18 protein-coding genes and 1 tRNA gene are annotated in these 18,855 nt (G+C 32.2%); 15 read left to right on the top strand and 4 right to left on the bottom strand.

Features of this window, described 5'->3' with window-relative positions; all coding sequences use genetic code 11:
• Positions 1-30: 30 nt before the first annotated feature.
• On the top strand, positions 31-732 hold the full coding sequence (locus K292_RS0101640) for a hypothetical protein (RefSeq protein WP_027398383.1): 702 nt from the start codon (positions 31-33) through the stop codon (positions 730-732).
• A 470-nt stretch (positions 733-1,202) separates the two neighbouring features.
• Here K292_RS0101640 and K292_RS0101645 read toward each other — a convergent pair whose 3' ends face one another.
• Positions 1,203-1,988, bottom strand: coding sequence for a hypothetical protein (locus tag K292_RS0101645; RefSeq protein WP_027398384.1), 786 nt, complete (start codon positions 1,986-1,988; stop codon positions 1,203-1,205).
• Positions 1,989-1,991: 3 nt separating this feature from the next.
• A complete protein-coding gene (locus K292_RS0101650) occupies positions 1,992-2,885 on the bottom strand; it encodes a hypothetical protein (RefSeq protein WP_027398385.1) in 894 nt (297 codons plus the stop codon).
• A gap of 523 nt (positions 2,886-3,408) precedes the next feature.
• Here K292_RS0101650 and K292_RS0101660 point away from each other — a divergent pair.
• From K292_RS0101660 to K292_RS17600, 4 genes are all read left to right on the top strand, one after another.
• On the top strand, positions 3,409-4,641 hold the full coding sequence (locus K292_RS0101660; RefSeq protein ID WP_027398386.1) for an MBL fold metallo-hydrolase: 1,233 nt from the start codon (positions 3,409-3,411) through the stop codon (positions 4,639-4,641).
• A 2-nt stretch (positions 4,642-4,643) separates the two neighbouring features.
• A complete protein-coding gene (locus K292_RS0101665) occupies positions 4,644-4,988 on the top strand; it encodes a hypothetical protein (RefSeq protein ID WP_027398387.1) in 345 nt (114 codons plus the stop codon).
• Positions 4,989-5,231: 243 nt separating this feature from the next.
• Positions 5,232-5,906 carry a hypothetical protein gene (locus K292_RS0101670; RefSeq protein ID WP_156900438.1) on the top strand — a complete coding sequence of 225 codons (675 nt, stop codon included), beginning with the start codon at positions 5,232-5,234 and terminating at the stop codon, positions 5,904-5,906.
• A 485-nt stretch (positions 5,907-6,391) separates the two neighbouring features.
• A complete protein-coding gene (locus K292_RS17600) occupies positions 6,392-7,489 on the top strand; it encodes a stalk domain-containing protein (protein ID WP_051280133.1) in 1,098 nt (365 codons plus the stop codon).
• Between the two features lie 97 nt (positions 7,490-7,586).
• Here the strand turns inward: K292_RS17600 and K292_RS0101685 are convergent, their stop codons facing one another.
• Positions 7,587-8,264, bottom strand: coding sequence for a DUF1129 domain-containing protein (locus K292_RS0101685; RefSeq protein WP_027398389.1), 678 nt, complete (start codon positions 8,262-8,264; stop codon positions 7,587-7,589).
• Positions 8,257-8,592 (bottom strand): PadR family transcriptional regulator, encoded by a 336-nt coding sequence (locus K292_RS0101690; RefSeq protein WP_330364875.1) that lies wholly within the window; start codon positions 8,590-8,592, stop codon positions 8,257-8,259. Before K292_RS0101690 ends, K292_RS0101685 begins: the two co-directional genes overlap by 8 nt.
• Before the next feature lie 406 nt (positions 8,593-8,998).
• Between K292_RS0101690 and K292_RS0101695 the strand changes: the two genes are divergently transcribed.
• From K292_RS0101695 to tnpA, 10 genes are all read left to right on the top strand, one after another.
• The gene (locus K292_RS0101695) at positions 8,999-9,562 is read left to right on the top strand and encodes an NADPH-dependent FMN reductase (RefSeq protein WP_027398391.1); all 564 of its coding nucleotides are present in this window, start codon (positions 8,999-9,001) and stop codon (positions 9,560-9,562) included.
• A gap of 292 nt (positions 9,563-9,854) precedes the next feature.
• Positions 9,855-11,270, top strand: a complete 1,416-nt coding sequence (locus tag K292_RS0101700; protein WP_027398392.1) for a methyl-accepting chemotaxis protein — start codon at positions 9,855-9,857, stop codon at positions 11,268-11,270.
• A 233-nt stretch (positions 11,271-11,503) separates the two neighbouring features.
• Positions 11,504-12,739, top strand: a complete 1,236-nt coding sequence (locus K292_RS0101705; protein WP_027398393.1) for a hypothetical protein — start codon at positions 11,504-11,506, stop codon at positions 12,737-12,739.
• A 134-nt stretch (positions 12,740-12,873) separates the two neighbouring features.
• Positions 12,874-14,277, top strand: a complete 1,404-nt coding sequence (locus K292_RS0101710; RefSeq protein WP_051280135.1) for a glutamate decarboxylase — start codon at positions 12,874-12,876, stop codon at positions 14,275-14,277.
• A gap of 206 nt (positions 14,278-14,483) precedes the next feature.
• Entirely contained in the window at positions 14,484-15,740 is a 1,257-nt protein-coding gene (locus tag K292_RS0101715; RefSeq protein ID WP_027398395.1) for a hypothetical protein, read from the top strand.
• A gap of 179 nt (positions 15,741-15,919) precedes the next feature.
• On the top strand, positions 15,920-16,402 hold the full coding sequence (locus K292_RS0101720) for an RNA polymerase sigma factor (protein WP_027398396.1): 483 nt from the start codon (positions 15,920-15,922) through the stop codon (positions 16,400-16,402).
• Positions 16,399-17,025 (top strand): zf-HC2 domain-containing protein, encoded by a 627-nt coding sequence (locus K292_RS17605; RefSeq protein WP_027398397.1) that lies wholly within the window; start codon positions 16,399-16,401, stop codon positions 17,023-17,025. Before K292_RS0101720 ends, K292_RS17605 begins: the two co-directional genes overlap by 4 nt.
• Before the next feature lie 64 nt (positions 17,026-17,089).
• Entirely contained in the window at positions 17,090-18,076 is a 987-nt protein-coding gene (locus K292_RS0101730; protein WP_027398398.1) for a patatin-like phospholipase family protein, read from the top strand.
• Between the two features lie 65 nt (positions 18,077-18,141).
• Positions 18,142-18,227: transfer RNA gene (locus tag K292_RS0101735), tRNA-Leu, on the top strand.
• A 441-nt stretch (positions 18,228-18,668) separates the two neighbouring features.
• Positions 18,669-18,855, top strand: a 187-nt coding sequence (gene tnpA / locus K292_RS0101740) for an IS66 family insertion sequence element accessory protein TnpA (RefSeq protein WP_027398399.1), incomplete at its 3' end; no start/stop codon positions are given.

Below are 18,855 nucleotides of genomic sequence, written 5' to 3' on the forward strand. Positions count from 1 at the left end.
TACAAATTTTAATAGGCAGGAGGGGAAACAATGAAATTAATACATAAATTTACTATTTTGTTTTGCTTGCTACTTCTGATTGCTATAACTATTATGTGTACAATTATTTTTTTATCAGATGAACCAGAATTACAAAAAGTAAATACAATGATACAAGGAACATATACCATCGTAACAATAGTATTAGTAATATTAACTTTTAGTGTTTTAATAACATCTAAAGAACAAAATTTCCAAATGGTTCTACCTGATATTATAATTACTGACATTGATTTAATAGATGATACAAGAAATGAATTGGACTATGAGATAACTAATACGGGTAGAGGAAAAGCATATAATATTGATATTAAAATCTATAAAAGAGGAGATAAAAAGCCATTTTATAAAGAAGCTTGTGCAAGTCTTGATGTAATTAACTCTGAATTAATAAAGCCACTTTATGAAATCGTTAACAAACTAGAAGAACTTAAGAATGAACTAAAAGATACAAAGGGTAGTCATAATGGGATAATTACAAGTAAAGTGTCAATCTATGATGAGATAAATCTACTCGATAATTATACAAATTACTATAGTATTATTTTTGATATTGAATTTGATGATTTTTATTCAAATAGATATAAAAATACATTTGAATATGAATATGATAAAGATGAATATGAATATTGTTTAGTTAAGAGTGTTTCAAAGAAAATCAATAGTTCCATTTTAAGTATATTCAAAAAGTAAGCATTAAAGTTTAAAGAATGAAGAGGGCAAGCAAAGCTCTCTTTTATTTTGTATATATAATCTGGACAAGAATGGATTAGATATTTAATAATATATGGATTGACAACCGCCAAGTTTACCCATATTATTATAACTATATCACGGTCAAAACCGTGTGAGCAAAAATCAAAAAGACCGTGTATAGTGGTGATAAAAACGTTGAAATTTCAATAAATAATTGGTGAAAAAATGGATTATATATTTGGCACGGTTGAGGGCCGTGTGAGTAACATCGTGGGGGTTCAAGTCCCTTCGACCGCACCAAATCATGATAATCCGAACCTTGTCTCTGTTTGGGATGGGTTCGGATTATTGCTTTATTTCTAACAATGTAACATCAAAAATGACGAGGGTTCAACTACCTTCGTCATTTTTGTTATAAGCGTTGATCTGTTGCTGTAAGAATCCGTAATTCAGTTCGATTCAATTCCTCACTGATTTTCCCAATCAGAAATAACTGTCAGAGCATTGGCAAGACCTCTTGCATCAATCATCAGATCTCCCAAAATATGTCTTAGAGAACTTCCATATGATAGATGTGCAAATATTTCGCGTACCATTACGCCCCCTTTAAGTTTACTCAGACTCGGAGGTGCAAGTTGGATTGGTCGCTCCGCGAGAAATGTTTCTGTCGATAATCTAAGATGGAGCCCACTTTCTGCGCAATTATTTTCCTCATCCCGAACAATTATGATAAATTCTATTGGAAAATCAGCAGTGGTGATAAAATGATGTAGGATTTTGTACCAATCAAAGCCGACGGAGGAAATGTGGAAGAACAGCTCTTTGGATGGTTCGTTCGCATGATGTACATCACCGTATTGAGCCCACAGAAACTCTTGGTTGAGTTCAGAAGTAATCTCTCTGCACAAGGCGTTTAAATCCAGATTTTCTGTGCTAATCGCCTTGATTTCCTCTGTGTGTGCCTTTACAAACTCATGCAACAAGAGGCAACCGGGCTTTTGTAAAAGGGAATCGGGCGCATCAGAAACAACATCGCCGCCAAAAGAATCAGAAGCCATCCATGCCGCGACCATTTCCCGAGCAAGCTGCCGAGATTCCTCGTGCCGGGTATTTGCATACAGCCACTGTGCCGCAAACAAGGTTTTCCCCACGTTATGAGCATTGGCGTAAATATACTGTGGACAAGGAAAAGCCTTGCCGTCATTACGAATCATCCATACGGTATTCATTCTTTCACCTTTTCTTTCAATCAAGAGTTACGGTTCCTCACAAAATGAACCGGCAGTAATCTTTTCTGGCAAGTCATCAACCATATCAAGGCCGTTCTCAAAGACGATTAAATCATTGTCAAGTTTCGCACGGATTGCCTTAAGAGATTGAATCCCGTTTTCAGTGGATTTTCCATAAACCAGTAATTTGGTACGTTTATACAGCGAAAGCTTTCCTGAATAAATCTCACAACCAAAAATTTCACTCATGATACGTAAGGATTCTTTATATGCGTCAAGAATCTCATTCTTTCTGGTTTCTAAATTCATATCGTATTTTTTTAGTTGCTTCGAAACTTCTTCGCGGTCAAATAATTCATACAACGAGTTTCCTGTATCCATACTTTTGATTCTGCTATCTCCGGCATCCTTTGCCTCAACAAAGTAGAGCATACCAGTGTTCTTGTCAAGGAAAAGTAAATCTACTTGTGTGTTTTTATAATTTTCCTCGCAAAGTGTAGGAAAACCAATTTCAATATCCAGCAGGATCATACTGAGGGTCGGCTTGATGTATGGCGAAAACTTACCGTAAAGCACAGACAGCGTAGCGCGCTCGTTGGCTTTACCACTTGCTTTCTTGCCCCATTCCTCACAGCTTTCTTTCGTCTTTTTGTAGTCATCCGGATTTTCGGGATTGAAAGGCCCATTATTTCTGCTTGTCGTTGGTTCTCCTTTTAGATTCCCTTTATATTTACAAAGTAGCGCGCCCCGATAGTAAAAATCAATTTCTCCGCTATAGCGAAGAGCCGGGAATACCTCTCCTCGTTCGACATCTTCTTTTAGAAGTTTGAACCACGGCATTTCCTGCATTTTCTGCAGCTGCTCAATTGCCAGTTGCCTGTCATGTTCTCTTTTATACAAATCCCGTCTAAATTCTCCCATATAAACGCCTCCAATAGTGCAAGATTTTATAACAAGATTTTATCATATTTTACCAAAAAAGCAAGATGCACGTCATTACATGTGTCTGAATCCAGAGCGCAGCCTGCGATATACTCCATTCAAAAGCTTACTATTTTTTTGCGATTGGAGGATAGGATGTTCCTTGAAGCATATGCCGGTCAGGAATACAACTATTTACAGCAAATTCAGATTCAGTTTCTCAAAAAATATTTGTAAGGTATAATACATGCTTTTAAATTCTCAAGAAAGATTTGTCTGATTCTAATAGGATGTTCCGAAACGATAGAAAAGCATTTTGCATAGTTAGCTTTTTCAAACAAAGAGCGAATAATGATATGTTAAGTAATGGAGTGTCTTCTGTAAAGCTTGTAGATAAAAAAAGATGAATCGTATATAGATTGCGACAATATGTATGTCTTTTTTAGCCAAATGTGATATGTTAAACTTATAACAGGCGAAAATTGCTGAGCGAAGTCATTCTTATAAAGAAGGAGAGAAGTGAATGTACATAAAAATTCATCGTGGAACCTCGCAAATTGGCGGAAATCTAATTGATATCGGAACGGCACAAACTAGAATCTTGTTTGACGCAGGGACAAATCTGCCGTCACTTGACGGAAAAGAAGATAAAGACCTCATCGAAATAGAGGGGCTTACTTACGGAAAGCCTGAATTTGATTGGGTGTTCATCAGCCATCATCACAACGACCACTGCGGGCTTGTGGAACGGATTCTGCCTGGTATCCCGATTTTTTCGGGAGAAGAGACCCATCGAATTTTAGATGTAATCTCTGATTTTACCGATTCGCCCCGTCCGGGAATCCATTTTCATTTTAAGAATTGTCAGCCTATCCAACTGGATGATATGCGGGTAACGCCGATCGGGGTGGATCATTCCGCAGTGGATGCCTATATGTTTTTGATTCAGGCAGATGGAAAAAATGTGCTTTATACCGGGGATTACCGTTCGGCGGAGCATATTCCCGCACAAATCAGGCAGCTGCTTGGAGGGCAAAAACTGGATGTCCTTATTAGCGAGGGAACCAATATCCGCGCGGAAAAGCAAAGTAATAATACCCCGCAGAATGAAAAGCAGGTAGGACAGCGGGCTTGCCAATTGATGATGAAATACAGCGGAACGGTATTTGTTTTATGTTCTTCCACAAATGAAGAACGAATCCGTGTCATGCATCAGGCGGCGAAAGCAGTAGGTAGAACTGTGTGTGAGGATTTATTTTTAACTGTGGTTCGCACGGGCCGGGAAGAAAATACCCTTCGCTTTGTAGCGCATTACACAAGTGAGGAAAAAACGCCTCGTACATATGCTTATTTTCAGCACCATTTTGAGCGGCAGGAGCTCTTGGGTGCGGAAAGCCTTGCAAAGCATCCGGGGAAAAAGGTGATTTTTGTGCGCACCTCCATGCTTCCATTTTTAATGAACTATTTGGCTTGCTGCCCTGATGAAAAGAATCTGCTCCTCTATTCCATGTGGCAAGGATACCGGGAAACCCGCCCTATTAAAGAGCTGCTGGATTTTTGCGACGCTTATGGGATAGATGTGTCGTACCTGCATTGCAGCGGACATGCTTACCGCAGTGTCATACAAGAGTTGATTCGCGTGCTTGGACCAGAAGCCTTGATTCCCATTCACTGTGAATCGCAAGACCGGAGGCAGTTTGAGGAGCTTCATCCGAATTGCCTGATGATGCGCGACGGCAAAAGATGGGAGGTATAAAGATGTTGGAAGGCTGGCTTGCTATTTTATCAGTGATTGGCATTGTGTCATTCGGCGTGTACTACAATTCATGGCTAATGCGTACCCATGGATGCTCCGCGCTCACATTTTGGAGAGTGATTGGCGGTATTATGGATTTGTTTTTGTGGTTAGCTGTGCAAGGTGCTGATAGTACCATGCATGGAGTCATTCTGTTTTTGATTGCAGCAATAATTTTCCTTCTGCTGTTTTTCGCAAATTATCAGGATTCCAAAAGCGTACTGCACGGTCTTCTCATGACGCTGTGGCTGATCCTGTTCGGAGGTGCCATCATGTGGCTTTTAAGCATATTAACCGATGGAGAGTAAAAAAAACTGAACAAGAATGAAAAAGCCCACATCTGAGAAAGAATGATCAAAGAAGATGAAGCGGAAAAGCTGGCGAATTATTTGAGCCGAAATGAAGTGAAATATGTCGCAGTCTGCGTTCGTTGCTGCTAAAATGAAGCGCTAGATGTGATATATAGAATTTCAAAAGGTATTCAGAACCATATTTTAAAAAGTTAGGGAGATATTATGCATGATAATAAAGAATCGCTGAACACCCCGAAAGTGACTGCATCAGAAACGGCATCACAAGCGGGACAATTTACAGAATCGTCAACAAAGGAAAAACCGAAGAAAGGAATCATTGCAGGTCTGGTTTTTGTTGGGGTCTTATATTATTTGATAAAGAGTTTTGGTATCTGCGGCATAGCATTTGTTGCAGGTTTCGCTGCCTGTGGCTGGCTGATTTTCCGTACTGTAAAAGGAAAACCCAAGATAGTACCCGCTGTTGTTACGATTATTCTTCTTACAATTGCCCTTGCAGTTCCCGGTGAAAACACGGCAAGCATTACACAAAAGCAGTTAATGAAAAACTTGTCTGATGTTATGCAGCCAGTTGGCTATCAGTTGGTTGCCACGGATACTATGTCGGATAATGCATATTTGATTTATGTCAAAGACAGACCGAATGACACACCTAGGCCAAACGGTATTCAATGCAAAATTGAAGAAGAAAATAGTCATGTAAAATCCATTATTTTAACTTCTGCAAGCGGTTCAAAAGGAATTCCTATGAGTGCAATGAAGTTTGTAAGTGCTTTAAATCCAAAGTGGTCATCTGACAAAGTGACAGCAGTAATGACCAAGATTTTAAAAGGAGAAAACGTTCAGGAAAATGGAATTATCTACACCTTTGAAGATTATGAAACATCTTCGCAATTTTTGATAAAGCTAAAATGAAGCAATTTATTATGAGGTGTGATGCACTTCTGGCGGATATCTGTCCTGAAAACAAACTAAAAGTGCTCATTTCGATTAGGCAGGAGACTTGGAGTGTCTGTACCTGTTTATGAAAGATTGCAGAAAATTTAGGATTCAAAGATAGAAAGATATATATAATTTTATATAATAATAAAAGCAAAATATAATGACCTGAAATTTTATAAAAATTATGTAAATTATAAAGTTATATATAAAGATAATATGTGTTATAATTAAAAAGTCATATAAAATAACTCTGAAAATGATGAAAATTGTAAAATTTTTATTAATATTGAAATTTTAAATCTATGCTTAAATAATAATTAGAACATAAAATAAATCCTGTTTTCAAGGTAATGGATTAATTAAATTATGAGCATAAATTAAATAATTTATAGAGCAGTACTTATTTTAAGAATATAAATAATCTTATAAAAAAAGCGGTAGTAGGAGATATAGGTTCAATGAAGCAATTAAAAATATTATTAATAATTACTTTGTTTATTTTAGTTATTTTATCATCTTTTGAAGATAATAACTTCGCATTTGCAGAAACCGTCGGCGTTGGAGTATATATTAACGGTAATGCTGTGGATTTCCCCGATACAAAACCATACATATCAAATAGCAGGACACTAGTGCCTGTTAGATTTGTTTCAGAAGAGCTTGGAGCTTCTGTAGATTGGAAAAGTGATACTGGGATGGTTGTTATAACTAAAGGGTCTGATAATATAAAATTAGTTATTGGAAGTACTGAAGTGGTAAAAAATGAAGTTACAAATTCTATGGATGTGGCCCCTCTAATCGTAGATGGCAGAACAATGGTTCCACTGAGATTTGTTTCAGAACAGTTTGGAGCTTTAGTTAATTGGGACTCTTCACAAAATAGCGTATTGATTTCTACAGAGAATAACAATACAGTCTATAATGTTAAAGCGGGAGATACCCTTTGGGACATTGCTTTGGCATATGGTGTGAGTATTGAAAATATATTAGAAGTAAATCCTGGATTGAATCCGGACAAGCTAACAATTGATCAGCAGCTTAATATTCCTTTATCGTTAGTGGCAAAGAAAGATGACTTGCCTGCATCAAAGGTAGAATCTGAAAGCAAAACAGATCCACAAACTAAGATAATTTCAAGAGGTGGAGAAAGAACCATTTCTTTAGGTTGTACAGCAAAGGAATTTGTAGAATATGCAAAAGAATATATTGGAGTTCCTTATGCTTACGGAGGTACAACTCCAGAGGGTTTTGACTGCTCAGGTTTTACACAGTATGTAGCTGCACATTTTGATGGATATCTTCCTCATTCTTCCAGTGAACAGTATTATTGTGGTATTCGAATTGAAAAGACGGACTTACAATTGGGTGATTTAGTTTTCTTTGAATCTTCTGTTAGTTCAAACAAAATTGGTCATGTGGGAATCTACATAGGTGACGGAAAGTTTATTCATTCTCCGCAGTCTGGTGGAAGTGTTGAAATCAGTAATATGTCGAATGTATATTTTGACAAATGTTATTACGGAGCAATAAGATTAGATACTAAAAATGAAAATTAACGCAGACAAACATATTAACTTATTTTAATATAAAAACCTTGCAACTATTAAAACTGCAAGGTTTTTATACTAACGTAATAGAATAAAGTATATAAAATTACTGAATTCTTGAAAGTATCTTGTGAATTATATATAGTATAAGAGTAAAAGTACATGCAGTAAATATATTCACAGTAAACAATGTGGTTTTTCCAAGCCAAGCAATTAATAAAAATATTGCCATAATACTTGCACATATTAAAAATACTTTTACTTTATTAATACTTTTATTTTTGCCTATTTTAAAAGAGTTTTTTAAAATAGTTTCAACTATAATAAAAGCCGCAGCTACAATAATAACTGCAGAGATTACGTTTCCTATAGAGACTGAAAGTTGGAAATTTACAGGTCCTCCTTTTATGAGATTACGTATTAAAGATATTGTATCATTTGAAATAATAATATTTATTGCGCTAAGAATAGATATACACCAGCAGATGATATCAATAAAGTTTAAGAATTTTTCCTTTATAGTTCTAGGTGGTAAGTTTTCAATGATATTATCACAAAAAACTTTATAATCTTCTCCTATGACTGCTTTAATATCTTCACTTCTTTTTTGTGCAGATAAGATCATTTCTAGTAAATCTTGCCGTATTAGTTCCTGATTGTATTCTGATATATTTGCTCCACGTAAATAACAAACTATATCGGTAAAGGCTTCCTTGTTTTCATAATTTACTTGTTTGTTTAATTCATTGTTGATACGATTTAACTCTCTTGTTTGTTTATTCATTATTATCTTCTCCCTTTTCAAACAGCATGTTTACAGCATTTTCAAGTTCCAGCCAATTTTTATAAAAATTATCCAATTCTTTTTTACCTGCTTGTGAAATAGAAAAATATTTACGTTTAGGTCCAAGTGGTGACTCTCTATACTGTGCTGTAATCAATTCATTTTTTTCAAGTCTTAATAAAAGGGGATAAATTGTCCCTTCTGAAATATTTGAGAAGCCATATTCTTGTAATTCTTGAGAAATTTCATAACCATAAGTTTCTTTATGGCTTATAACTTTAAGAATACATCCCTCTAATGTTCCCTTAAGCATTTGTGATGGAATCAAATTTATTCACCTCTTTCAGCACTATTATGTATTGCAATATACTATCTATATTGTAATACATAGTAGATAACCTGTCAAGATTTTTAAATATAACATTAAAGCTTCCATATTCAATTTTTTATTTTGTTGGTTAATATATTTGAAATATTGAATTTATGTTTTTGAATGTGTTCATGTATAAATTAAAAATAAATTGAACTAAACTTTTATATTTAAAAAATAATAATTTTCAACTTATATTATTATTTTGTTGTTTATATTTTAAGTTATGGGTATTTTATATAAAGAGATATTATTAATAGCTAAAGTAATATATAAAATGTGCAGATAGTATCAGAAAGATGAAAAGAAAATAAAAAGTTATAATTATTAATATTAAAATTGTAATAAAGAAGGGATAAATAATATGGAGAAACTAAAAATAGTCGCAATTGTAGGTTCGTTAAGAAAAGACTCTTATAATCGTCAGTTGGCAGCAACAGCTAAGAAAATGGTCAATGATATTGCTGAGTTTGAACTGCTTGATTATGCAGATATACCACTTTTTAATGAGGATATTGAATTTCCAACGCCTAAATCTGTAAAACGTGTACGTGAAATTGTTAAATCAGCAGATGGTATATGGTTCTTTACGCCGGAATATAATCATTTCTTTTCAGGTGTACTGAAAAATCTTATTGATTGGTTATCAAGACCTATAAGTAAAAATGAAGCACAGGTGCTTAAGGGGAAACCAGCTGCTGTAAGTGGTATTACCCCTGGTATGTCCGGAACAGGTATCGCACAGGACCATTTAGTAACACTAATAAGTTTTTTAAATATGAATGTAATGAATTCGCCTAGATTAACAATACCAAATGCATTACAGCAGATTAATAAAGATAACAGGCTTGAGTTGACAGATAGCACTCCTTATTTACAAAAGCAAGCAGATGCTTTTATAAATTTCATACAGAGTAAAAGATTTTAAGCCTTATTTAATTAGTTTTTAAATAAAAATTTTACCTCATAAACCTTCTTATTTATACTTTAATTATATGTTGTGTTGTTAGCTTTGTGGATATATAATAATAGTACATCATATTTTTTCAGAAATTAGAATAACTGAAGAATATTGGAAGAGGGTATGATAAATATTGTATTTTGAAATTTATCTTTACAGAGACTACAAATAAGAAGATGAAGTATGATAAAATTTTATGAGGTAAATTCCAAAAATCAGACAATAAAAAAGACAGACTATGAAAAGGAAGGATAAAATAATGTTATTTACTAAGCAAAAAACGGAAAAACAAAAGAACCAGCCCAAGATCTCTTCTGACAAAAGACTTAATACAAATTCTAAAATAAAAATGGCAAGAGATGCAAACAAAAAAGCAGCACATATATTTAAGGGAGTATTTAATATTGCAACCATGATAAGTGATTTTGATCTTAGACTCTCTTTTTTTAGTGGTAAAATTAAAGATTCATCTGATAATTTAAGTAACATGTTTTCGAAAGTCGCATATTCTTCTGAAGAAATTTCGATTTCTACTAATCAAATAGTTAACTCTAACTCTGAATTATCTGATACTATTGGTAGGATATCAGAAGATGCGGAAATACTTAATGAGAATACAGAGAAAAGTAACGAAATACTAAAGAGCATTAAGTCGGAAAATACAGAGATGATGGTTTTTTCTAATGATATGGATGAAAGTATTAGAGATCTTCTTATTGTAATACATAAGATAAATGAAGCTGTAAAGGGTATAAATAAAATCTCTGATCAAACAAAGCTTTTATCTCTTAATGCATCAATTGAAGCTGCAAAAGCTGGCGTATATGGAAAGGGTTTTGGTGTTGTAGCAGATGAAATAAGAACTTTGTCTGATACAACAAAGAAATTGACTGTCAATATTGATGAACTTCTGATTGAGATGAATAATGCTTCAAATAAAAGTAAAAGCAGCGTAGAAAAGACAATAGGCTCTATTGGAAAGATTAGTGGAAGTATAGAATCAGTATCAGATGTTATGGCGATAAGTGCAGGTGCAACCGGTAGTATTACAAGTCGTATTTCCGAAGCAGCAGAAACAAGTAAAGTAATAAACGAATCATTGCAAGAATCATCAACTGCTCTTGAGTCGGTTAATGAAGATATACAAAATCTATCAAGATCTGCTGAAGAATTAAAAAGAATCAGCGATTCAATAAATGGAATCTCTATTTCTATTGCTAATATAGAAGAGAATGTTAATGGGCTTGCAATTGCTTCTGGCGAAATGGTAAACAGTAAGCTTTGTGGTCTTTCAAACGAAGATTTTGTTGAAACTATTGAAAATGCAATTAAAGCACATAATATGTGGTTAATGAATGTAAAAAATATGGCAAAGGATATGGCTATAACTCCAATTCAGACAGATGAACATAAATGTGGATTTGGACATTTCTATTATGCAGTTAAACCTTCTTCTGAAAAATTATCACAACTTTGGGAAAGCGTTGAAGAACTTCATCATGCTTTACATAAAACAGGTGATCAGGTAATTCGATATATTAGAGAAAAGAATTCTGAGCGTGCTAGAGCATCTGCTGCGGAGGCGGAAAAGCTTTCAAGTGCGATTATAGATAAATTTAGTCGGATGATTAAAATTGCAAAAGAAATGACTGCTTCAGATGAATTTGTCTTTTAGTAATTCATAAAATAGTAAATTTCTTTTATTATAAAGTTACATATAAAAGTCAAAAACATTTAAATTTAACAGACCTGTGATATTTGAAATTTAGTAGTAAAAGACTTATTTATCTCAAATATTGACAAATAAGTCTTTATGTTTTATTATTCTATTAGTAGGCAGTTCCCGTGGATCGGGGCTCAGAGTCAGGACTTTGTGTTCTGGCTCCATTTTATTAAAGGGGTGATATTTTGATTATTAAGGCAGCACATATTATTTTAAGTCAAATGATTCTTTGTTCATCTGCTGTAGAAGCAGAACATTTAAAGAGTTGCTTTTTTGCTGATTTGAATCCTATTGATTCAGATATAGATAATTATAAAAATATTAAAGAACTATTTAATAAAAAAAACTATTTCTTGCAAGATTTTGGTAAATTTAATGTCTATGCCCATGAAAAATTTTCACCTTTTGTTTTAAATTTGTTTAGTAATGAATCTCAACCATCAAAACGTAAGCTTTTATCAACCTGTTATGGATGTAGTGGAAATTTTTACTTTTATATTAAAGAAAAAGGTGTATATATTAAAATCTTGCCTATAATTCATATATTCCCAAATAAATTAGTAAATATTATATATTCATGTTTTATTGAGTCAAAAAATGAGAACAACTTCAATATTCTAGAAATTATTAAAGAACTTAAAAAAGGATTTTTACGGGATAAGGAAACTTATTTAAAACTTCATTGTTCAAAAGCAAATTATGATTTTATTGAAGATTTTAAAGATATGACTAACTGTATTTGCAGAAAGATAGAAAAAGTTATGCCTGAATATGATTTTTTTGATGCAGACAATTTTAAGCATGTGTTTGTCCAGTTATTACAAACTGTAAACACTAAAAATAGTCAAGTTGATGATTTTAATAATAACTGTTTTAGAAATATCGCTCAAATATTGCTTAATAAACCGGAAATCCCTGAGAAACATTATAGCATACAAGAGTATAATCAGAGGTATAGGTATTACGATTATAATTTAATATATCCGGATTTTTATTTATCAGCACAAAATTATGCTTTTACTAAAGATAAACGATTGATTAAACAACTTCGTTATTATGGTTGGAATCTTTTTAGCAATATTGAATTTGCCATGTATGATAAATTAATATTGCAATATATAACTAGAAAAGCTATTGAAACACAAACAATTATTAGGAAAGAAAAACATCACATATTACTAAGTAAACTTAGACCGACATACTATAATCCATCTATTGATAATCTTTGTTTAAATCAAAAATACGCTTTTGAACAATTAAATGATTTTTCGAGAAAAATAGTTTATATGTTTTATGGTAATAAAGAAAAAAGAAATGAAATATTGGAAGATGCTATTAATGAACTTGAAAAATCAAATAGTTTAATAGACACACGAGAAAATCTATGGATAAAGCTATTTAAACAGTTATTCATTAATTAAAATTTTATTTTATAGATATTACAAAATATGAGAAGAGAAAATTAGTACATAAATAAGAAATGAATTTTAAACTTTCTTATTTATAAAAACTATCTTACACTTTACAGTAAAATTATATAAAATGGAGGTTTAGCATGGCATTATATCAGCGTAAGGATATTAGAGATAATTTGAATAATAGTATTTTTGGGAGTAGAGATTCAGAGATTAGGCTTCCAAAGTATTCTATTCCGAAAAAAGAATCTGATTCTAAGGTTATTTTAGAAATTCTTAAAGATGAGCTTTTTCTTGACGGAAATGCTAGACAAAATCTTGCTACTTTTTGTCAAACATATGAGGAAGAAGAAGTTCGTGAATTAATGGATATTTCCATTAATAAAAATATGATTGATAAGGATGAATATCCACAGACAGCAGCTATTGAAGAAAGATGCGTTCATATGATTGCAGGTCTTTGGAATGCTCCAGAATGGAAAAATACTATTGGAACATCTACTGTAGGTTCTTCAGAAGCATGCATGTTAGGCGGTTTGGCTATGTATTGGCGCTGGAGAGAGAAAAGAGAAAAAGATGGAAAAAATATATCACGTCCTAATCTTGTTTCTGGACCGGTACAGGTTTGTTGGGAAAAATTTTGTAGATATTGGGATATTGAACTTCGTCAAGTTCCTATGGAGAGGAACTCAATTTCAATGACACCTGAAAGCATGTTAGAATATATTGATGAGAATACTATTGGTGTTGTTGCAACTTTTGGATTGACATTTAATGGAAAGTATGAGCCGATTAAACAACTTTGCGATGCTCTTGACAAATTGAACAATGATAAAGGTATTGATCTTGATATTCATGTTGATGCAGCATCAGGAGGATTTCTTGCTCCATTTTGTGCACCAGAGATACAATGGGATTTTCGAAATTCAAGAGTTAAATCTATAAGTGCATCAGGTCATAAATTTGGATTGGCTCCTCTCGGATGTGGCTGGGTTTTGTGGAGAGATCAGTCTGACTTACCAGAGCGTCTTATTTTTCATGTTAATTACCTTGGAGGAGATATGGCTGTTATACAATTGAATTTTTCACGTCCAGCAGGCCAGGTTATTTCTCAATACTACGAATTTCTGAGACTTGGACATGAAGGATATAGAAAAATACATATGAACTGTTACCGAACTGCACAGTATCTTGCAGAAAATATTGAAAAAATTGAAGTGTTTGATATTCTTTATAATGCTGATCCTAAGGAGGGTATTCCTGCAATAGCATGGTCTTTGAAAAAAAATGTAAAAGTTAATTTTAATTTATATGATTTTGCAGATAAGCTGAGAAGCCGAGGTTGGCAGGTCCCTGCATACTCGCTACCAAAGAATGCTGAAGATATTGTGGTGCAAAGAATATTGGTACGTCAGGGGTTTGGTTTAGATATGGCAGAACTATTTATGGAAGATTTTCGTCGTGTATTAGATTATTTTGAAACTCATGAAGTTATATCTGTATTAACAGAAAGTGAAGCCGGTGGATTTAATCATGCAGGATAATAATATTTTATTTTTAATACGATGAGTTAAATAATATTAGATAAAAATAATTGTCAAATAAGTCGATTACTGTATGTATTCGACTTATTTTCTTATTTATGATAAAATATAAGAAGAACTGGTAAAAAATTCAATTTGTTTTTTTAATATAAATAAATGATTCTTTTGTAAAAGATGTTGATTAAATGTAGAAAGGAGTGAGTCATTTGCAGCAGAATAATGAAATTAATGTGGGAATTGGTTTTGCAACAGGACGTAAAAATTTTCAGAGGGTATTAAAAACCAATATTTATAACTGGCATGAAAGTGGGCTGACTGGAGAAAAAAATATTAAATTAAATCTATTAGTTGCATATGATCTAAATTATTCAAATACAAAATCTACAGATTATACTAATGTAAATAATAAATTACTGGAATTAATTGATAATACATACTTTATTGGTAAAAATGAGATTCAAAATGAGCTTAATTATTTGATACAGGAAAAAGTTATTGATGAAATAGAAGGTCGATTAATTTTTGGAAGTGGATATGCGGCAAAGCGTAATATTGTATTATATACTGCATTAAAAAATAATATGGATTATCTTCTTTTTCTTGATGATGATGAATACCCAATGGCAGTTACAAATACACGTTCTTCTGCTATATGGGGTGGTCAGCGTATATTAGCAACTCATCTATATAATATACAAAATGCAGATATTACAAATGGGTATCATTGTGGGTATGTTTCACCAATACCCTATATTGAGTTTAATGATATTTTTACAGAACAAGACTTTCGTATTTTTATTGAGGCAATAAGTAATGATATTTTAAATTGGGATACAATTCATTTGGTTATGAAAAACGGCGGAGTTACATATGCTGATACAGAAATTTTAGTTAATAATAAAATTGAAGAAGTACAGGAAATTAATCATACTAAGTTTATATCCGGAGCTAATTTATGTATTAATCTAACTAAGCTTGATAGAGTGAGCCCGTTTTATAACCCACCTGGTGCTCGAGGAGAGGATACTTTTTTAAGTACATGTTTAAGTAAGAAAAAAGTATTACGTGTACCATGTTATACTTTTCATGATGGCTTTTCCACATATCATCATTTGATGGATGGTGTTCTTCCGATTAAACTAAAATATATTGAAGCAAATTCAGATAAAATTATAACTCGTTTTTATCGTGCTTGTATTGGCTGGATTAGATATAAGCCCCTTTTTTTGTATATTACACAAAGAGAACATTATAAAGAAAAAATTGACGAAATACGTGAAAATCTTACAGATACTCTTCCACAAATTTGTACATATTTTGGTCGTGATGATTTTATGAATATGCTTAATGAACTAGAGAAATACAACAGAAATGTAAAAAAGCATTATCAGCAATTTATTGATAGTCAACAAATATGGAGAAGAATTTGTGGATTTCTTGCAGGCAGACAAAAGGTGAATTAATGGGCAAATTAACAATTATTTTTTATGTATTTATATTAAAAATTCAATTTATTTATAGAGAAAGAAGATGTCGTTTTGATGTCTTCTATTTTTGTACTCTAATTTAGTAAATAAATATTAATTTATGTGTAACGATATAACGTCTTTTAGGATATATGATATGGAAGGGGTGAAATAATATGCTTGATACAGATGATATTTATAAAGACTATGCAGAAATTGTTTTTAAGTTTTTAATAAGTCTTTGTAATGATGCTGATACTGCGGAAGAGCTTACGCAAGAAACATTTTATCGTGCTGTAAAATCAGCAAAACGGTATGATGGTACATGTAAAATATCAACGTGGCTTTGCCAAATCGCTAAACATGTATGGTATCAAGAAATTGATAAAAAGAAACGTAAAAAAACAGTTGCTTTAGAAGATGATATTATTTGTGACAGATTAAATCCGGAAGAGGAAATTTGTCTGACAGAAGAAAAAATGGAACTTATTAAAGCAGTACATATTCTTGATGAAACTTCAAAAGAGATAGTTTTGCTTCGCATAACAGGAGCTTTTACCTTTAAAGAGATTGGTGAAATATTTAATAAAAATGAAAATTGGGCAAGAGTAACTTTTTATAGAGCAAAACAAAAAATTATGAAAGGAAGATTGAAATGAAGTGTGAGATTATAAAAGACTTATTACCAAGCTATATTGATAATTTAACTAGTACTGAAAGTAACCTTGAGATAGAAGAACACTTGAAAACTTGTTCAAAATGTAAAGAAACTTTGGAACTAATGAAAGCGGAAGTTCCTGTGGAAGAACCAGAATATAATAAAGAGAAAATTAAGCCATTTAAAAAGCTAAATAAAAAGATAGTAAAATCCATATTATTAACCTTGATGATTTGTATTATAGCAGTATGTATGTATTTATATTTCTTTGGATTTGGTTGGAAAGTAAATTCCGAAGATATGGAGATCAAACCTTCTTATCAAGATGGTTTAATTACTTTAAATTTTGAATTGACTAACGGCAGAGTTCTTAATGTATGGAATTCCCCTAAATATAAACATACTGAGGATAGATTTAAACATAAAATCTTTACAGAATGTTTTAATAGTGTTTTAGATGATAGAGGAAAATATCCAAATCAATATTCTTGGGGAATAAATTACTTAGATGAAGATGGAAACGTATCACCATATGTAAAAGATGAATTTATAGTATTATATTTTAAAGATAAAACGGAGACTATATATATGAAAGATGTTATTGAAGAATTAAATATTAAATAATTTAAAATACATTGAAATTAACTTTTCTAACTCTTACTCATATACTGCAATAGGGGTGAACAGTATGACTTTATGTAATGCCGCATTTGAAGGCGGCGGAGTAAGAGGTATAGGTCATGTTGGAGCAGCATGTGTATTTGAAAAAAAGGGGTATGATTTTTTAAATTTAGTTGGTTCATCAGCAGGTGCTATCGTTGCAACACTTTTAGCTGTGGGATATAAATGTGATGAAATAAAAGAAATAATGAAATCTATTGATTATTTAAAATTTAAGCAAAAGGATTTATTGGACTGCTTTGGGACAGTGGGGAAATTCTTTAGTATTGTATTTGATTTTGGAATTTATAATGCCGATTATTTTGAGAATTGGTTAAATAAATTATTAAAGGAAAAAGGTAAAGCAACTTTTGGTGATGTTAGATTGTATGATCGTAGATGTAAAAGATACAAATATAAACTACAGGTAACGGCTTCTGACTTAACAGATAAAAAACTTTTGGTATTACCTAGAGATTTATGGAAATTTGGAATAAATCCGGATTCATATAGTATAGCTAAAGCTGTTAGAATGAGTATGAGCATTCCTATATTTTATGAGCCATTTCATTTAAAAGATAAGATGGGACGGGAGCATCTTATCGTTGATGGGGGACTCTTAAGCAATTATCCGATTTGGATTTTAGATGATGGAGAATCATATCCTCAATATCCTACTTTTGGATTCAAATTTATTGAAAATTCCAATGAAAATTCTATAATAAGCCGATCAAAATCGAATATAAATATATTTGATTATTTGAAATTACTAGTTTCTACAACATTAGATGCTAATGATAAACAATATATATCAAATTCAAAAGGTGACTTTCAACGTACAATTGGAATTTCAACTAAAGTGAAAGTAGATGGTAAAATTAAAAATATAAGCGCTACAGATTTTGATATAACCAAAAAGGAGAGTATAGCTTTATTTAATAATGGTGTAAATGCAGCAGAAAGATTTTTAGAACACTGGGATTTTAATAAATGGAGAAATACTTTTAGAAGATGATGTAATAAATGTAGAGAAAAAATTTATTTAAAATTTAGAATTTTTGTAGTATAATATTAATATATGCGGATGTGGTGGAATGGCAGACACGCTAGCTTCAGGTGCTAGTGAGAGTAATCTCGTGGGGGTTCAAATCCCCCTATCCGTACCACAAAAAATCCTAAAACCTTAATTTCAAGGGTTTTAGGATTTTTTTAAACTTTTCTCCATATTTTTTTTTAATGATAGAAAAAAAGAGGAATATCATCCCCTTAACTCCCGCAATATCCTTTCGGTTCATACTAAATTAATTATTCTTTTTATATTATATGCAAGAAAACTAAGTTCTAGCTCTTCTATAAACTTTTCTATGCCATATAAGCCGAAAACGTGTTGCTAAAATCACGGGAAAATTAATGTTATCTCCAAAAGGAACTCGTTACAGATATAAACATTATAATCAGAAATCAAATTTAGTAGAACGTAAGCGTCAAATAAAATAGTGTATTGTCTTCGGTTTCTTAATCATGGGATAATATCCAATGTAAATATAAGAATTCTAAAGTACCTTAAGGATCTTAAGGATATTTAGATTAACATTGGAGGATGTATTATGGATAAATTGACTAGAGTATCTCACGAATATAAAGTTTCCCTTTGGGCCGGCAGAATTAAAGAATGCAGGCAGAGTGGCATCACCGTAGCTAAATGGTGTGATCAGAATAATATCGGAATTAAAACCTACTACTACTGGATGCGTAAACTCAAGAGAGAAGTTTTTGAGAATCTTTCAGATGAGC

Origin of the sequence: Anaerovorax odorimutans DSM 5092, from assembly GCF_000426305.1 — a bacterium.
GTDB lineage: Bacteria > Bacillota > Clostridia > Peptostreptococcales > Anaerovoracaceae > Anaerovorax > Anaerovorax odorimutans.